The organism is Pseudomonas sp. WC2, from assembly GCF_050586545.1.
Lineage (GTDB): Bacteria > Pseudomonadota > Gammaproteobacteria > Pseudomonadales > Pseudomonadaceae > Aquipseudomonas.
In genome coordinates this window covers 206,953-222,325 of record NZ_JBOBDR010000011.1, presented here as the reverse complement: position 1 = coordinate 222,325, position 15,373 = coordinate 206,953, and the positions used below count along the sequence as shown (strand labels likewise).

General features: G+C 58.8%; 14 protein-coding genes and 4 tRNA genes. 5 read left to right on the top strand and 13 right to left on the bottom strand.

Going from position 1 to position 15,373, the window contains the following annotated elements; genetic code table 11:
* From ACQ4OE_RS15905 to ACQ4OE_RS15880, 6 genes are all read right to left on the bottom strand, one after another.
* Positions 1-2,176, bottom strand: a 2,176-nt coding sequence (locus tag ACQ4OE_RS15905) for a DUF6531 domain-containing protein (protein ID WP_430947173.1), incomplete at its 3' end; no start/stop codon positions are given.
* Positions 2,177-2,429: 253 nt separating this feature from the next.
* Complete coding sequence (locus tag ACQ4OE_RS15900) at positions 2,430-2,837, bottom strand: sel1 repeat family protein (protein ID WP_430947172.1); 408 nt, start codon at positions 2,835-2,837, stop codon at positions 2,430-2,432.
* On the bottom strand, positions 2,838-3,209 hold the full coding sequence (locus ACQ4OE_RS15895; protein WP_003223109.1) for a hypothetical protein: 372 nt from the start codon (positions 3,207-3,209) through the stop codon (positions 2,838-2,840).
* Positions 3,206-3,547 (bottom strand): helix-turn-helix domain-containing protein, encoded by a 342-nt coding sequence (locus tag ACQ4OE_RS15890; protein WP_430947171.1) that lies wholly within the window; start codon positions 3,545-3,547, stop codon positions 3,206-3,208. Before ACQ4OE_RS15890 ends, ACQ4OE_RS15895 begins: the two co-directional genes overlap by 4 nt.
* 113 nt (positions 3,548-3,660) lie before the next feature.
* Positions 3,661-4,116: a YkvA family protein gene (locus ACQ4OE_RS15885; protein ID WP_122593579.1), complete on the bottom strand. Its 456-nt coding sequence runs from the start codon at positions 4,114-4,116 to the stop codon at positions 3,661-3,663.
* A gap of 293 nt (positions 4,117-4,409) precedes the next feature.
* Positions 4,410-5,129, bottom strand: a complete 720-nt coding sequence (locus ACQ4OE_RS15880) for an FKBP-type peptidyl-prolyl cis-trans isomerase (protein ID WP_103306955.1) — start codon at positions 5,127-5,129, stop codon at positions 4,410-4,412.
* Positions 5,130-5,399: 270 nt separating this feature from the next.
* Between ACQ4OE_RS15880 and ACQ4OE_RS15875 the strand changes: the two genes are divergently transcribed.
* Complete coding sequence (locus ACQ4OE_RS15875; protein ID WP_430947170.1) at positions 5,400-7,208, top strand: di-heme-cytochrome C peroxidase; 1,809 nt, start codon at positions 5,400-5,402, stop codon at positions 7,206-7,208.
* Positions 7,205-8,374: a catalase family protein gene (locus ACQ4OE_RS15870; RefSeq protein ID WP_430947169.1), complete on the top strand. Its 1,170-nt coding sequence runs from the start codon at positions 7,205-7,207 to the stop codon at positions 8,372-8,374. The genes ACQ4OE_RS15875 and ACQ4OE_RS15870 overlap by 4 nt, the downstream gene beginning before the upstream one ends.
* 141 nt (positions 8,375-8,515) lie before the next feature.
* Here the strand turns inward: ACQ4OE_RS15870 and ACQ4OE_RS15865 are convergent.
* From ACQ4OE_RS15865 to ACQ4OE_RS15850, 4 genes are all read right to left on the bottom strand, one after another.
* Positions 8,516-8,592: transfer RNA gene (locus ACQ4OE_RS15865), tRNA-Asp, on the bottom strand.
* Positions 8,593-8,611: 19 nt separating this feature from the next.
* Positions 8,612-8,687: transfer RNA gene (locus tag ACQ4OE_RS15860), tRNA-Val, on the bottom strand.
* 200 nt (positions 8,688-8,887) lie between these two features.
* Positions 8,888-8,964, bottom strand: a tRNA-Asp gene (locus tag ACQ4OE_RS15855).
* Between the two features lie 19 nt (positions 8,965-8,983).
* Positions 8,984-9,059 (bottom strand) — tRNA-Val (locus ACQ4OE_RS15850).
* Positions 9,060-9,218: 159 nt separating this feature from the next.
* Here ACQ4OE_RS15850 and rdgC point away from each other — a divergent pair.
* The 3 genes from rdgC to sugE all read left to right on the top strand — a co-directional run bounded on the left by rdgC (position 9,219) and on the right by sugE (position 11,686).
* Positions 9,219-10,139 (top strand): recombination-associated protein RdgC, encoded by a 921-nt coding sequence (rdgC, locus tag ACQ4OE_RS15845; RefSeq protein WP_122593573.1) that lies wholly within the window; start codon positions 9,219-9,221, stop codon positions 10,137-10,139.
* A gap of 148 nt (positions 10,140-10,287) precedes the next feature.
* The gene (locus tag ACQ4OE_RS15840; protein WP_122593571.1) at positions 10,288-11,253 is read left to right on the top strand and encodes a bile acid:sodium symporter family protein; all 966 of its coding nucleotides are present in this window, start codon (positions 10,288-10,290) and stop codon (positions 11,251-11,253) included.
* Between the two features lie 118 nt (positions 11,254-11,371).
* Complete coding sequence (sugE, locus tag ACQ4OE_RS15835) at positions 11,372-11,686, top strand: quaternary ammonium compound efflux SMR transporter SugE (RefSeq protein ID WP_122593569.1); 315 nt, start codon at positions 11,372-11,374, stop codon at positions 11,684-11,686.
* Between the two features lie 114 nt (positions 11,687-11,800).
* Here sugE and ACQ4OE_RS15830 read toward each other — a convergent pair whose 3' ends face one another.
* From ACQ4OE_RS15830 to ACQ4OE_RS15820, 3 genes are all read right to left on the bottom strand, one after another.
* Complete coding sequence (locus ACQ4OE_RS15830) at positions 11,801-13,675, bottom strand: MFS transporter (protein WP_430947168.1); 1,875 nt, start codon at positions 13,673-13,675, stop codon at positions 11,801-11,803.
* A gap of 104 nt (positions 13,676-13,779) precedes the next feature.
* Positions 13,780-14,931 (bottom strand): TDT family transporter, encoded by a 1,152-nt coding sequence (locus ACQ4OE_RS15825; RefSeq protein ID WP_430947167.1) that lies wholly within the window; start codon positions 14,929-14,931, stop codon positions 13,780-13,782.
* Positions 14,932-15,043: 112 nt separating this feature from the next.
* On the bottom strand, positions 15,044-15,355 hold the full coding sequence (locus ACQ4OE_RS15820; protein ID WP_430947166.1) for a cupin domain-containing protein: 312 nt from the start codon (positions 15,353-15,355) through the stop codon (positions 15,044-15,046).
* Positions 15,356-15,373: the final 18 nt, after the last annotated feature.

The following is a 15,373-nucleotide window of genomic DNA, read 5'->3' as shown; positions in this document are numbered from 1 at the left end:
ACGGAATCAGCGCGATCAGCCGTCCGACGTCGTCATAGTGGTATTCGGTGACAGCGCCCAGCGCATCCTGCTCGGCGATCAAGCGCCCGGCGTTGTCATAGGCCTTGAGCTGTTCACCACCATCGGCCTCGACCTTGCGCACTAGTCGCGCTTGATCGTCGTGGACGTAAACCTCTTCGGTGCCATCGACGTAATGCACCGTGACATGGCCGTCGTCGCCCCAGACGTAACGGGTGTTCATCTGCGAAAACGAGGCCCAGTGCCTCACACAGCGCGCCGATTTCCCCGAGCGCTCCCACTCCCAGAAGAAACTCGCACCGCCCGCCAGCTGCCGCTGCAGGATGACGTTGGCATCGTCGTAGTCGTAACGTTCGCTGTCGCCCACGGCGTTGGTCGCGGCCAACAGGCGTTGGCGGGCGTCGTAGCTGTAACGGACGAGGGTCTGCTCAGTCGCCCATTCGCCGCGCTGAAAAACCTGGTAATCAACCGCGATCAACTGCGCCCGGTCATAGCGCAACAGCAACGAGCGTCCGGCACCGTTATCCAGTCGCTGCACCCTGTCAGACCGATCACGCTGCACCGTCAGACGATTGCCATACGCATCGCTGATCGCCGTCAGCCGCCCTGCACGAAAGTGATAAAACCGCGCCGCGTCCCCCGCCAGCGCAAGAATCAGCTCCTCCGGTTCATCGCCAAGAAAAATCGCCGCCCGCGACAGACTGTTGTGAATCGCCGGGCGCGAGACGTTCGGCAGAGGAAACCGCGTGCGCCGGTTTTCGTGATCAACCCAAACAACGTCATCAGCCAAAAACTCCAGCCGATGCGCCAGCGAATGACTCCAGCCAAACCCCAACCCAACATCAATCTCGACCGCGCTGCTGCGATAAAGCCGGCTGAACTCAAACGGCAACACGCCATCGAGCACGCCATCGGTCAGGGTCAGCAATTCCTCGCCGGTGACCATCGACACCGGACACCCATTGGTGCAGGTCAGCGCTGCGCAATCGGCGCTATCACCGTTGGGGGTTTTCGCTTGGTCGGAGGCGTCGTCGTGGTGCTCGTCTTTCTTCAACGAGGCGTTGCGCTTGGCATCCCAGCGCAACTGCATCCGCCCCTTGTTCACCCCGGCGGCGATGCCACGGGCGGCTACCGCTTTGTAGCGATCAATGTATTGGACGAAGCCGTTGACGATGCCGAACATCGCCGTCACCAGGCGCTTCACCGCCGACAGCAATTGCCCCGCGCGATCTGCCAGACGCAGCGTCAGATAAGCGATCCCGGCGCCGGCCCCGACGAATGTCAGTACCACGCCAATCAACACATCGATCAGTAGCTGAACGATCACCATCGACGCCGCTTCAGCGGTTTTGCCGGCGATCTCGCTGGGCGGCAACATCTCTATCCAGAGGCTCGCAGTGCGCAGCAATAAACACAGGGCCGCTTCGTCACTGACCAGCAATTGCAGCTTTTCCATGACGTCGGGGGCTGTCTCCGCGAGCGCCATCAGCTGCGCGGCGCCCTCCCCCAAGCGCTCGGTGAATGCTCCAGGATCCTTGAGAATGTCCGAGAGCATGCCAATGCTGTCCCAGACGCCTTCGATGGCTGCCCAACTCCCGGCCAGCATGCCGTTGCCAGCCGCGCCTGCGACCGACTGCGACCACTGCGGTTTGAAACCCTGCCACTCGCTGCGCAGCCAGCTATCCAGCTCGCCGGTCAAACCGTCGTAGGATTTGAAAAGCTCCCCAACCTGATCGGGAGTGACCTTGCTGTGCACCTGCACCCGATAGAACTTGCCGGGTGCACCTTTGAATGAGCCTTTGCCCTGAGCATCAAGGGTGATGGGCGTAGTTTCACCACCGTCCATGGCGATCACATCGACCACGATGTTGCCCAGCGGAATGTCGTAGACCGACTCGAATTTGCTCTCGATCAGCATCGGGCCGTTGTTTGTGCATTGAACGACGCTGGAGAAAAAATCCTGATCACGACTGCTCACAGCGGTACTGCTGTCGCCGAAGCGGATGATCCGCTCCATACCCATCAGCGAGGGCAGATCCGCCGCGTGACTGACTTTGTCCGCCGCACGGCTGGCCCAATGCTTGAGCTGCTCGCGATAGAGACTGAGGGTGTCGGGAAAGCTGTCGAGTTCTTGCTCGATACGGGTAACGGCTTCCATCAGCGCACGCGGGTGTGCGAAGTGGACTGAATAAACGGGTCAAACATGAGCGTTCCCTCGCGCAGAAATTAGGCTCGGGAACTGTGCGGGGGATTAATCAGGAAAGAAGTCAGGCAAGTAGGCGATGGCTGTAGGACTAATCTGTAAAAAATATTCACAAGAAAACCCACGCGCAAAAACGCAAACATGGCGTGAGGTTTCCCTCACGCCACGTTTATAAAACAACCCACAAGTTGTCTAGCACGTAGAACGCCTATGGATCGGCGTCGGGCAGTTTCAGTTCTTTCAGTTTGAGCTCGGCCAACGGATGCCCGGCCTTGGCGGCCATTGCCCACCAGCGCGCAGCTTCTTCAGCATCAGGCGCCTTGCTGGGCGTACCTTTGAGGCTGATCACGCCGACCTGATAGGCTGCCTTGCCATCACCGGCCAGCGCGGCCAGACGCAACAAGCGCACACCTTCTTCACGGGCCCCGAGCCCGACCCCGCGAAACGTCAGGATGTGCCCGTAGAAGCTTTGCGCATCGACATCGCCAAGATTGGCCATGCGCGCAAACTGACCCTCAAGCCAGCGCCAGCCACGCGGCTGGCGGACAAACCACGACCAGTGAAACAGCCTTCGGGCCAGCCAGTAACTGGCCCGCGCCTTGAGTCGCAGAAACACTCAGGCCTCCGCCGATTCCGGGTACTCATATTCAAAAACCCGGACAACTTCCGACGCATGCCAAGAGGCGGCAGCGACACCATCGGATGGCCCGGAAAAACGCCCCAGACGCTCGACGCATTCAAAAAAACCGGTTCGCGGCAGGCGACTGGCGCCCTGACTGATGACCAGTGAGCTGCGCAACGGCTGTTCGGCCTTGGCGTCCAGCGCAGCCAAATGCTCAAGAGCTGCGGTTAACGTCTGCATGGCCGGCGTCGGCAACTGCAAGCGTTCGAGCAATGCCCGATAGGTCAGTAGATGGCGCTGGCGCCGCGCCTGATCCAACTCCCCCAACAACCCATCCCAATGTTGACGACTGATGCGTACGCTCACGATTCATCCCTCCAACCTGGCACCGTCAACTCCCAGGCCAGACTGCGGCGAATCGCGGCGTCAGGCTGACGCTCGCCACTTTCGATCATGGCCAGATAAGACGGGCTGATGCCTACCGTGCGGGCCAGCGCCTCGATGGCGATGCCCTTCCCTTCGCGCAAACTGCGTAGTTGATCCAGACCAGGAAGAATCGGGTCTGGCGTGGTCGCGACAGGCGCTGGGGCCGGGCGCGACGGTGTTTCGTTGAGACCTGCTGCTTTCAATAGAGCCTGATATTGAGCCCAAGGCAGAACCGCGTATTCGGGTTCGCCATCGCGTGCAATTATCTGAATATCCATGACTACCCCGTAGGACAACAACACTTAGCGAGTCGGCACTTTTCCCTAGAAGTGTAATCCTAACAGCGGCCAAGGTCGCGGGGGGTATCTATCTGTGAAAGGGACTACAACTATCAGGGCTTTTTCGGGCCCTGAAGCTGAAGTTGTTCCGGAGTATCGGGCAGGCGTTCGACGACGGCGAGTTTCTCCGGCTGCTGGCGGTTGCGCCAGACGCGGAAGGCGTTGAGTTCATCGTCGAGGGTTTTCATCAGCCACGCGAGGACGGCGATGTCGTCGAGCATGCCGAATACCGGGATGAAATCCGGGATGGCATCGACCGGACTTAGAAAGTACATCAGCCCCGCCACCACCGAAACCAGCGCTTTGCCACTGATTGCACGGTACTCGCCACGCCAGTACGCCAGGCACAACGCCTGAAGCAAACGCAGGTCATCTTTGAGTTTGCCTAGACGATTGCCCTGTGCGGCACCTTTGCTGGCTACGGCGAAGAGCAATGTCGGTAAACGTCCACGGGCGAGCAGTCGGCCAGCCAGGGGCAGGAATCGAGCGAAATTCCACGGAGCTTTCATCTATTCCTCCCGTTGAAATGTTATCCACACAAATTGTGGATAACCTTGTGAACAGAGCTGCATTTCAGCGCTGAGAGCCCCGTTTTATATGGGCTGCGCTCAGATCGGGCGTTTTTTACTCACATAAAAAACCCCAAGATTTCATTGACTTGGCGGCTCAGGGCGTCTAGCGCGGGCAGCCTCAAAGCTATGACTCCCCGGACCCGCATCGGTTCGCTCTGTTTACCCTTGCCAACCTCCAGATGCAACAACGCCCCGCATAAGCGAGGCGTTGTTGGTGAAACCGAGGCCGATTACTTGGCGGCAGCGGCGTCTTCTTTGGCTGGATCCTTGATGGCCAGCAGTTCCAGGTCGAAGACCAGAACCGAATTGGCCGGGATTGCCGGGCTTGGCGATTGTGCGCCGTAAGCCAGATCGCTAGGGATGTACAGTTTGTACTTCTCGCCAACGTGCATCAGTTGCAGGCCTTCAACCCAACCCGGGATCACGCCGCTTACCGGCAGATCGATCGGGCTGCCGCGCTCGACGGAGCTGTCGAATACGGTGCCGTTGGTCAGCTTGCCGGTGTAGTGAACGGTCACTACGTCGGTAGGCTTAGGCTGTGGGCCGTCGGCTTTTTTGACCACTTCGTATTGCAGGCCGGAAGCAGTAGTCGTTACGCCTGCTTTCTTGCCGTTTTCTTCGAGGAATTTCTTGCCAGCGGCTGCCGACTCTTCGCTCATCTTGGCCATGCGCTCTTCAGCACGCTTTTGCAGCGCGGCGAAGGCTTCGACCAGTTCTTCGTCTTTCAGCTTCTGTTCTTTCTTGCCGACGGCATCTTCGATGCCCTGGGCTACCGCTTTGGAGTCCAGATCATCCATGCCTTCCTGAGCAAGGCTCTTGCCCATGTTCAGGCCGATACCGTAGGAAGCTTTTTGCGCCGGGGTTTTCAGCTCTACGCTGGTCTGCGAATCACAACCCGCGAGGACCAGGCTAACCAGGGCAACCGCCGCCGCCAACCGATGCTGTTTCATGCTATTTCCTTGTTCATGCGCCGAAAGGGCAATCGAGTAAAGCCGCGAGCTTATCAGGCCGCCACGACCAATGGCTACCGGCATGAGAGCAGGAATCTTCCGATAAGTTCAGGGATTAAAACGCATTAGGGCAAAGGCACGATGAAGCTTCTGTCATCTGAGTCTGACAACGCCTGAAAGCCTTTCCCACAACATCTGGCGTAATGGCCACTTGCCCAGCATGCTCCGGCTCAGGCATAACAGCGCAACAATTTGACAAGGATGTTTATCTTGCGCCTCTTATTCCGTGTGCTGACCCTGATCTTGGTGCTGCTGGGACTCATCCTGGCCGTGATCGTGTATTACGTCGTCAACCCGAAATTGCCCTCCTACACCCCCGCCCAGCAGGTGCATTACCTGAACCAGTGGAGTGATGAAGAGCGGCAAACCTACTACTTCACGCCGCAGGGCACGCAGGTCAAAGGCTTGCGCTACGAGTGGTTTCAGGCGCTGGAGCTGCCGTTTTCCGAGCAACGATTCGCCTCCCCCGACTACCTTGCCCGCTTCGGCTTCCTCATCGAGCCACAACAGAAAGCCACAGTGAACAACCCCGGCAACCTGCCTGTCGGCTTTGCCCGACATCAGAATCCCGGCAGCTCCGAGCAATATCTGGATATAACCTGCGCGGCTTGTCATACCGGCGAATTGCGCTTCAAAGGTCAAGCCATTCGCATTGATGGCGGCACCGCGCAGCATGTGTTGCCTTCCAGCGTTCCTACATTGCGCGGTGGCAGTTTCGGACAGGCATTGGTCGCAAGTCTGACGGCGACTTACTACAACCCGTGGAAATTCGAGCGCTTCGCCCGACAGGTGCTCGGCGATCAATACGACGCTCGTCACGAGCAACTGCGCAAAGACTTCAAGACCTCGCTGAACACCTTCCTGAAAGTCGCCTGGAACGACACCCATCGCGGCCTCTATCCCACCGAAGAAGGCCCCGGCCGTGCGGATGCATTCGGACGGATCGCCAATGCCACGTTCGGCGACGCCATCTCCCCCGCCAACTACCGCGTGGCCAATGCGCCAGTGGATTACCCGCAGCTGTGGGATATGTGGACGTTCGACTGGGTGCAGTGGAACGGCTCGGCGCAGCAACCGATGGCGCGCAACATCGGTGAGGCGCTGGGCGTCGGCGCCACCCTGAATTTTTTTGATGCCAACGGCCAGCCTCTGCAAGGCGCTGCACGGTATGCCTCCAGCGTGCGCGTGCGTGATCTGCACAAGATCGAAGAAACCCTGCAAAAGCTTCAGCCGCCTGCCTGGCCGGAAGAGCTGTTGGGCGCCATCGATAAACCCCTGGCCGCCAAAGGTCGCACGCTGTTCAGCGAAAACTGCGCCGGTTGCCACGTCCCGCGTAAAACTCGCGAAGGCGAGCGCTGGGTCCAGCACCTGCACATGCTAGCGGTCGACGTCATCGGCACCGATCCGAATGCCGCCAACAATATCGCCAATCACCGCTTTGATCTGACGGCCCTGCAATGGGATTTGCAAGAGTTGAAGAATATGGACGTCAAACTGCATCCGGAGCCCAAAGAACCGTTGGACCTGAGCCAGCTTTCCGTCGCCAAGGGGCTGGCTTACGTCACCGCTTTTGTCGAAGACCGCGCCTATCGCGAAGCCAACGTCACGCCGGAGGAAAAGCCAGGCCTTGATGGTTTCGGCCTGCCGATTGGCGTGCGCGAAAAAGTCGCTTACAAGGCACGGCCATTGGCGGGTGTCTGGGCCACTGCGCCGTTTCTGCACAATGGCTCGGTGCCGAGCATTTATCAGCTGCTTTCACCGCAGGATGAACGCGCAACCACCTTCTATAAAGGCACCTTCGAGTACGACCCACGGCACCTGGGCTATCGCACCGAGGCCTTCACCAATGGCTTTCTGTTCGATACGCGGATCAGCGGCAACCACAACAGTGGCCACGAATTTCGCGCCGGCGAACGCGGTAAAGGCGTCATTGGCCGACTGCTACAGCCCGAAGAACGCTGGGCGTTGCTGGAGTACCTGAAAGTCCTCGGCGGCCCGCTGGAGGCGCTATTGCCATGATCCTGCCAACCTTCAAAAAGGAACTGCCGATGCTCGCCCGATTCTGGCTATGGCTTGGGCGTCTACTCGGCAAAATGCTGTTGATTGTGCTCGTCATCGGCCTGCTCGGCTGGGGCGTCACCACCGTGTGGTTTGCCTGGCAACATCGCGGGCCGGTTTCGGGCATCGAGCAGATTCCACTCGGCGAAGCGGCGATGACCCAGGACGTGATCCAGACCGCTGTGCGCATCGTCGATCAACACCGCGAACCCACCCGCTATCTGCGCGATGCGCACGCCAAGGCCCATGGTTGCGTGAAGGCTGAAGTGCAGGTGTTGCCTGAATTGGCGCAGTCGCTACGACAGGGCGTTTTCAGCGAACCGGGGAAAACCTGGCAAGCGATGATTCGCCTGTCCAATGGCAATGCCTATCCGCAATTCGACAGCATTCGCGACGCCCGTGGCATGGCGATCAAATTGCTGGAGGTGCCGGGTAGTCAGCTACTTGGCGACCGCGCGCAGCGGCATGAACAGGATTTCGTCATGTTCAGCCATCCGAACTTCTTTGTCAGCGATGTCGCCGAGTACCGTCAGAATGTGGCCGCTCAGGCTGATGGAAAAAAGGTCATGGCGTTTTTTCCGGGTTGGGATCCGCGCACTTGGCAGATCCGCCATCTGTTTATCGCGTTAGCCACACTGTCACCGCCGCCGGACAGCCCGACGGGGACGACCTACTTTTCAGTTTCGCCCTACAAATTCGGCGAGGCCAATGCGAAGTTTCGGGTGATGCCGGACCCGGACCGTTGCCCGGCCTACACGCTGCCGAAACAGAACCACGACTTGCCGAACTTCCTGCGCAGCGCTCTCAGTCAGCAGTTGTCGGCGGATCGAGTGCCGGCGTGTTTTGTCCTGCAGATCCAGCGCCAGGATGCGAACCGGTACATGCCGATCGAGGACACCAGTATTGAATGGCGTGAGCAGGACTCACCGTTCGAGACCGTGGCGCGGATTACCTTGCCGCCCCAGGACTTCGATACGCCGGCGCTGAATCTGGCGTGTGACAACCTTTCGTTCAATCCTTGGTTCGGCATTGAAGCGCACCGGCCGATTGGCGGGATCAACCGTTTGCGCAAGGCGGTTTATGAGGCGGTGAGTGATTATCGGCATAGCCAGAACGCCACCCAGTGACTGTCCCGCATACAAAAAAAGCGACCCGCAGGTCGCTTTTTCTTTGCCGGTTCGATCAAACGCCAAACCCCAGACAGCAAAAAGCCCGCACTAGGCGGGCTTTCTGTGGAATCTGGCGTTCAGTGTTCCAGATTCCGAATATGGCGCAGCGGACGGGACTCGAACCCGCGACCCCCGGCGTGACAGGCCGGTATTCTAACCGACTGAACTACCGCTGCGCGAAACGCTTGAAACGAATGGTGGGTGATGACGGGATCGAACCGCCGACATTCTGCTTGTAAGGCAGACGCTCTCCCAGCTGAGCTAATCACCCTTCGCTTCGTTACGGGACGCATTATGCCACAAGTTTTCGTAAGGTGTTGATTTAATTGAAGTTTTTTTCAAATAAATCCGAAAACCAGTAAAACGACACATCCCGCGGGTACAACTTTACAAACCTTGAGGCAGAAAAAAACCCGCTTTGGCGGGTTTTTCCGTGGTGACCTGGCGTTCAGTGGTCCAGGTTACCGAATATGGCGCAGCGGACGGGACTCGAACCCGCGACCCCCGGCGTGACAGGCCGGTATTCTAACCGACTGAACTACCGCTGCGCTAAACACTTGAAACGAATGGTGGGTGATGACGGGATCGAACCGCCGACATTCTGCTTGTAAGGCAGACGCTCTCCCAGCTGAGCTAATCACCCTTCGCTTCGGTGTGGCGCGCATTCTACGGAGCGACCCAACCTCTGGCAAGCACTTTTTTAAATAATTTTCTCAGGCCTTCCAAAGGCTTAGAGAAGGGTTGGCCTATGCCACGGCGAAGACAATAATGCCCCCCTTTGTATAAAGGAGAGACTCACCCCATGTGGTTCAAAAACCTGCTTATCTATCGCCTGACCCAAGACCTGCCTGTCGATGCCGAGGCGCTGGAAACTGCACTGGCCACCAAACTGGCGCGTCCATGTGCAAGCCAGGAGTTGACCACCTACGGTTTCGTCGCGCCGTTCGGCAAAGGCGAAGATGCTCCATTGGTGCACATCAGCGGTGACTTCCTGCTGATTTCCGCCCGTAAAGAAGAACGCATTCTGCCGGGCAGCGTCGTGCGCGACGCGGTCAAGGAAAAGGTCGAAGAGATCGAAGCCGAGCAGATGCGCAAGGTCTATAAGAAGGAACGCGATCAGATCAAGGATGAAATCATCCAGGCCTTCCTGCCGCGCGCCTTTATCCGTCGCTCGTCGACGTTCGCCGCCATCGCGCCGAAACAGGGCCTGATTCTGGTGAACTCGGCCAGCCCGAAACGCGCCGAAGACTTGCTGTCGACCCTGCGTGAAGTGATCGGCACCCTGCCCGTCCGCCCGCTTACCGTGAAAATGGCCCCGACCGCTGTCATGACCGATTGGGTCACCACCCAGAAAGCTGCCGACGACTTCTATGTGCTGGACGAGTGCGAACTGCGCGACACCCACGAAGACGGCGGCATCGTCCGTTGCAAGCGTCAGGACCTGACCAGCGAAGAAATCCAGCTGCACCTGAGCACCGGCAAAGTCGTCACTCAACTGTCGCTGGCCTGGCAGGACAAACTGTCGTTCATGCTCGACGACAAGATGACCGTCAAACGTCTGAAGTTCGAAGATCTGCTGCAGGATCAAGCGGAACAGGACGGTGGCGATGAAGCGCTGGGGCAACTGGACGCAAGCTTCACGCTGATGATGCTGACGTTCGGCGACTTCCTGCCGGCGCTGGTTGAAGCGTTGGGTGGGGAAGAGACTCCGCAGGGGATCTGATCCTGACGAGTTTCAAACCTGTGGGAGCGAGCCTGCTCGCGAATGCGCTGGGTCAGTCAACGTTGATGTGCCTGATCAACCGCTTTCGCGAGCAGGCTCGCTCCCACAATTGTTTTTGTGTTGATCATTTAATAATAAGGATCAGGCCATGCGCGCACTGGCTGCACTCAGCCGCTTTGTCGGCAATACCTTCGCTTACTGGGTTCTGATTTTTGCCGTCGTGGCCTTCCTGCAACCGGCGTGGTTCCTCGGCCTCAAAAGCGCGATCGTGCCGTTGCTCGGGCTGGTGATGTTCGGCATGGGCCTGACTCTCAAACTCGACGACTTCGCTGCCGTTGCTCGCCATCCATGGCGCGTGGCGCTGGGCGTCGTCGCACATTTCGTGATCATGCCCGGTGTGGCCTGGTTGCTCTGCCAAGTGTTTCACCTGCCGCCGGAAATCGCCGTCGGCGTGATTCTGGTCGGCTGCTGCCCAAGCGGCACCTCGTCCAACGTGATGACCTGGCTGGCGCGCGGCGATCTGGCGTTGTCGGTGGCGATCGCCGCCGTCACCACCCTCCTCGCTCCTCTGCTGACCCCGGCGCTGATCTGGCTGCTGGCCTCGGCGTGGTTGCCGGTGTCGTTCATGGAGCTGTTCTGGTCGATCCTGCAAGTGGTGTTGCTGCCGATTATCCTCGGCGTGGTTGCCCAGCGTCTGCTTGGCGACAAGGTTCGTCACGCGGTGGATGTGTTGCCGCTGGTGTCGGTGGTCAGCATCGTGATCATCGTCACCGCCGTGGTCGCCGCCAGTCAGGCGAAGATTGCCGAATCCGGCCTGCTGATCATGGCCGTGGTGATGCTGCACAACAGCTTCGGTTACCTGCTGGGTTACTTCACCGGGCGCCTGTTCAAATTGCCGCTGGCCCAGCGCAAGTCGCTGGCCCTGGAAGTCGGCATGCAGAATTCGGGATTGGGCGCCGCGTTGGCCAGCGCGCACTTTTCGCCATTGGCGGCAGTGCCGAGCGCGTTGTTCAGCGTTTGGCACAATATTTCCGGGGCGCTGCTTTCGACCTACTTCCGCCGCATGAGTGAAAAGGAAGATCGCGAGGCCTCGGCGCAACAGGCTGCCGACTGAGCCGAAACTTGATCCCCGGATTAATGCTGGTCAAACTGTTGCGCAACGCGGGGACGACCCTGCGGCTCGATCGAGTTATTAATCTGGGGACGACCCCGTCAATCGATGGAGGTCTCTCATGTCCTGGATCATTCTGTTTTGCGCCGGCCTGTTCGAAGTCGGCTGGGCCGTCGGCCTGAAATACACCGACGGCTTCACTCGCCCACTCCCCACCGTTTTGACCATCGCGGCCATGGCCATCAGCCTTGGCCTGCTGGGCCTTGCGATGAAGGAATTGCCGCTGGGCACGGCTTACGCGATCTGGACTGGCGTGGGCGCGGTGGGCACAGTGATTGCCGGGATCATTCTGTTTGGCGAATCGATGGCGTTGATTCGGCTGGCGAGTGTGGCGTTGATCATTACCGGGTTGATTGGCCTTAAGGTCAGCGCTTAGGCCACTATCGCTTTCGCGAGCAGGCTCGCTCCCACATTCAACCGCGTTCCGTCAGAGGAATACGATCAACAGTGGGAGCGAGCCTGCTCGCGAAGAGGCCCTTAAAAACGCTGACTATCTAACCGCCCCGCGCAAATCCCCCACCAACACCCGCAACTTCGCCGGCTCGGCCGCATCAACCGCCACTGGCGCACCCGCCACCAACGTCACCCGCGACCACAACCGGTGAAACAGCCCTTTGTTCGGATCGCGGCTGAAGAAACTCCCCCACAACCCCTGCAACGCCAACGGAATCACCGGCACTGGCGTCTCCTCCAGAATCCGCGTCAGCCCACCCCGGAACTCGTTTATCTCGCCATCTGTCGTCAACTTGCCTTCCGGGAAGATGCACACCAGCTCACCGTCCTTCAGATATTGAGCGATGCGCGTGAAGGCCTTTTCATAGATCTGAATGTCTTCCTGGCGCCCGGCGATAGGAATGGTCCCCGCCGTGCGGAAGATAAAGTTCAGCACCGGCAGGTTGTAGATTTTGTAGTACATGACAAAGCGAATCGGCCTACGTACCGCGCCACCGATCAGCAAAGCATCGACGAACGACACGTGGTTGCACACCAGCAAAGCCGCGCCTTCGTCGGGAATCGCTTCAAGATTGCGATGCTCGACGCGGTACATGGAATGGCTGAGCAGCCAGATCATGAAACGCATGCTGAATTCGGGGACGATTTTGAAGATGTAAGCATTGACGCCGATGTTCAGCAGCGACACGACCAGGAACAACTGTGGAATCGACAGTTTCGCCACGCTCAGCAACACAATCGACACGATCGCCGAGACCACCATAAACAGTGCGTTGAGAATGTTGTTGGCGGCGATCACCCGCGCTCGCTCGTTTTCGGCAGTGCGCGACTGGATCAGCGCGTACAGCGGCACAATATAGAAGCCGCCAAAAATGCCGAGGCCAAGGATGTCGACCAGCACCGCCCAGGTGTGCACGAAGCCCAGCACCTCGATCCAGCTATGGCCGGTGACACTGTCGGGGATTCCGCCGGAGTGCCACCACAGCAACAGCCCGAACACGGTTAGGCCGAACGAGCCGAATGGCACCAGACCGATCTCGACCTTGCGCCCCGAGAGCTTCTCGCAAAGCATTGAGCCCAGCGCGATACCGACCGAAAACACCGTGAGAATCAACGTCACCACGGTTTCATCGCCGTGCATCCACTCCTTGGCATACGCCGGGATCTGCGTCAGATAAATCGCCCCGACAAACCAGAACCATGAGTTGCCGACTATCGAGCGCGACACCGCTGGCGTCTGGCCCAAGCCGAGTTTCAGCGTGGCCCATGACTGGCTGAAAATATTCCAGTTCAGGCGCATTTCCGGCGAGGACGCTGCGGCGCGGGGAATGCTGCGGCTGGCCAGATAACCTAGTACGGCGATGCCGACGATGGCGGTCGACACCAGCGGCGCGTAATGGCTCGAGGACATGATCACCCCGGCGCCAATCGTACCGGCGAGAATCGCCAGGAACGTGCCCATCTCCACCAGGCCGTTGCCGCCAACCAGTTCATCCTCACGCAGCGCCTGCGGCAGGATCGAATACTTCACCGGCCCGAACAGCGCCGAGTGCGTGCCCATGGCGAACAGCGCCACCAACATCAGCGACAGATGATCGAACAGGAAACCGACGGATCCTACGGCCATGATCGCGATTTCCGCGAGTTTGATCAGACGAATCAGCGCGTCCTTGGCGAATTTTTCCCCGAACTGCCCGGCCAGCGCCGAGAACAGAAAGAACGGCAGGATAAATAGCAGCGCACACAGGTTGACCCAAATCGAGCGATCACCCTCGATGGTCAGCCGATAGAGAATGGCGAGGATCAACGACTGTTTAAACACGTTGTCGTTAAACGCGCCCAGCGACTGGGTAATAAAGAACGGCAGGAAGCGCCGGGTGCGCAGCAGGTTGAACTGTGAGGGGTGACTCATCTTCCGTGTTTTCCTGATTTTTTGAATAGGTAGAGAGGCCTGGGGTACTGCCTATTGGAATCTCGAACCGCGATCCAGGCCACACCTTACCTAAAGTTTTCAGGTTATTGCTTCAATCCTGCGATGCACGGCGAGACGAACAGCTCACCACGCCAGGCGCCCTGCACAGTGCGCTTGCCGACAATCAGCCACATCACCGCGAGCAAGGTCACCAGCGCCGTGCCGAAAACGCTGAAAAACGTCAGGTTCAAGGTGCTCGCCAACTTCAACGTCGCCAGGGAATACACGCCCAGCGGGAAGGTGAAGCCCCACCAGCCGAGGTTGAACGGGATGCCGTCACGCAGATAACGCACCGTGATCAACACCGCCATCAACATCCACCACAAGCCGAAACCCCACAGCGTGATGCCTGCCACCAAACCGAGCCCCGAGGCGATTTCGCCGACACCCGGCAGACCGTTGGCTGCAAAGACTGCCGGCGCATCACCGCCCAGCAACAACATGCCCAACGCACCGGTGCCAATCGGGCCCAGCGCCAGCCAGCTTGAGGCGGCCATGTTTTCATGGGGCAACTTGTGCAAGGCCATGCGCAGCAGCAGAATCGTCAGAATGCTGAACGCCACGGGTAGGGAAAATGCCCAAAGCACGTAGCTGGTTGTCAGCACGACCAATTGCGAGTGAGCGTCGGTCAGATGCGGCGCGAGCAATCCGCCGCTGGCTGCTGCCACTTCTGCCGCGACCACCGGTAGCAGCCAAACGGCCGTCATCTGGTCGATGCTGTGTTCCTGGCGGGTAAACATCATGTAGGGAATCAACACGCCGCAGGCCAGCGACATCGCTACATCTATCCACCACAGCACTTCGGCCAGATGAATCACGCCATCGCCCCAACGCGGCAGACCGAACACCAGGAAACCATTGATGATGGTCGCCAGGCCCATGGGAATTGTGCCGAAGAACATCGACACGGTGGAGTGACCGAAGATCCGCCGGGCTTCGTCGAAAAAGACAATCCAGCGCGCCGCGTACGCAGCGGTAAACAGCGTGAACAACAGGATGTTGAACAACCACAGCCCTTCGGCCACAGCGTGTAATCCGGGAATCGCAATCGGCAATTGCGCCAACGCCAACGCCAGCACCCCGGTACCCATGGTTGCGGCGAACCAGTTCGGGGTGAATTGGCGGATCACTTCACGCGGATGCTGAAGTTGACTGAACGGCTTGAGGCCGGGTTTGGCGGTGTTGGGGCAAATCATGATGAGCTCCTGTCCTCTGGTGAGGTTGAGCTCATGGTAGAACCGAATCGAATATCTATATAACGGGTAATATCTCTAACTGTTATCGGATTTACCAATAAGCATAAGCGAGTTAAACGCTACCTTCAGATTCGATCACCAGGATCCGCGCCGCGCCTTGCGGATGGGCGACATGCTCGGTGCCGACCGAGGCGTAGAAGATGTCACCGACATCGAGCTGCACCTGTTTCTCATCGCCGTTCTCCCGGTAATGCATCTGTACCTGGCCATCGAGCACCACGAACACTTCTTCGCCATCGTTGATGTGCCACTTGTATGGCTGATCGGTCCAGTGCAGACGCGTGGTGATGCCATTCATGTTGGCGATATCCAACGCACCCCAGGCGCGCTCGGCGGTGAACGACTTGCTGCGAATAATCTTCATGAATCGGTCCGTGAAAAG

What these genes read in the sequence shown, in the direction of transcription:
- ACQ4OE_RS15890 (WP_430947171.1), bottom strand. Translation starts at nt 3,547, where the DNA reads ATGGATATTCAGATAATTGCACGCGATGGCGAACCCGAATACGCGGTT.
- ACQ4OE_RS15885 (WP_122593579.1), bottom strand. Translation starts at nt 4,116, where the DNA reads ATGAAAGCTCCGTGGAATTTCGCTCGATTCCTGCCCCTGGCTGGCCGA.
- ACQ4OE_RS15880 (WP_103306955.1), bottom strand. Translation starts at nt 5,129, where the DNA reads ATGAAACAGCATCGGTTGGCGGCGGCGGTTGCCCTGGTTAGCCTGGTC.
- ACQ4OE_RS15870 (WP_430947169.1), top strand. Translation starts at nt 7,205, where the DNA reads ATGATCCTGCCAACCTTCAAAAAGGAACTGCCGATGCTCGCCCGATTC.
- rdgC (WP_122593573.1), top strand. Translation starts at nt 9,219, where the DNA reads ATGTGGTTCAAAAACCTGCTTATCTATCGCCTGACCCAAGACCTGCCT.
- ACQ4OE_RS15840 (WP_122593571.1), top strand. Translation starts at nt 10,288, where the DNA reads ATGCGCGCACTGGCTGCACTCAGCCGCTTTGTCGGCAATACCTTCGCT.
- sugE (WP_122593569.1), top strand. Translation starts at nt 11,372, where the DNA reads ATGTCCTGGATCATTCTGTTTTGCGCCGGCCTGTTCGAAGTCGGCTGG.
- ACQ4OE_RS15830 (WP_430947168.1), bottom strand. Translation starts at nt 13,675, where the DNA reads ATGAGTCACCCCTCACAGTTCAACCTGCTGCGCACCCGGCGCTTCCTG.
- ACQ4OE_RS15825 (WP_430947167.1), bottom strand. Translation starts at nt 14,931, where the DNA reads ATGATTTGCCCCAACACCGCCAAACCCGGCCTCAAGCCGTTCAGTCAA.
- ACQ4OE_RS15820 (WP_430947166.1), bottom strand. Translation starts at nt 15,355, where the DNA reads ATGAAGATTATTCGCAGCAAGTCGTTCACCGCCGAGCGCGCCTGGGGT.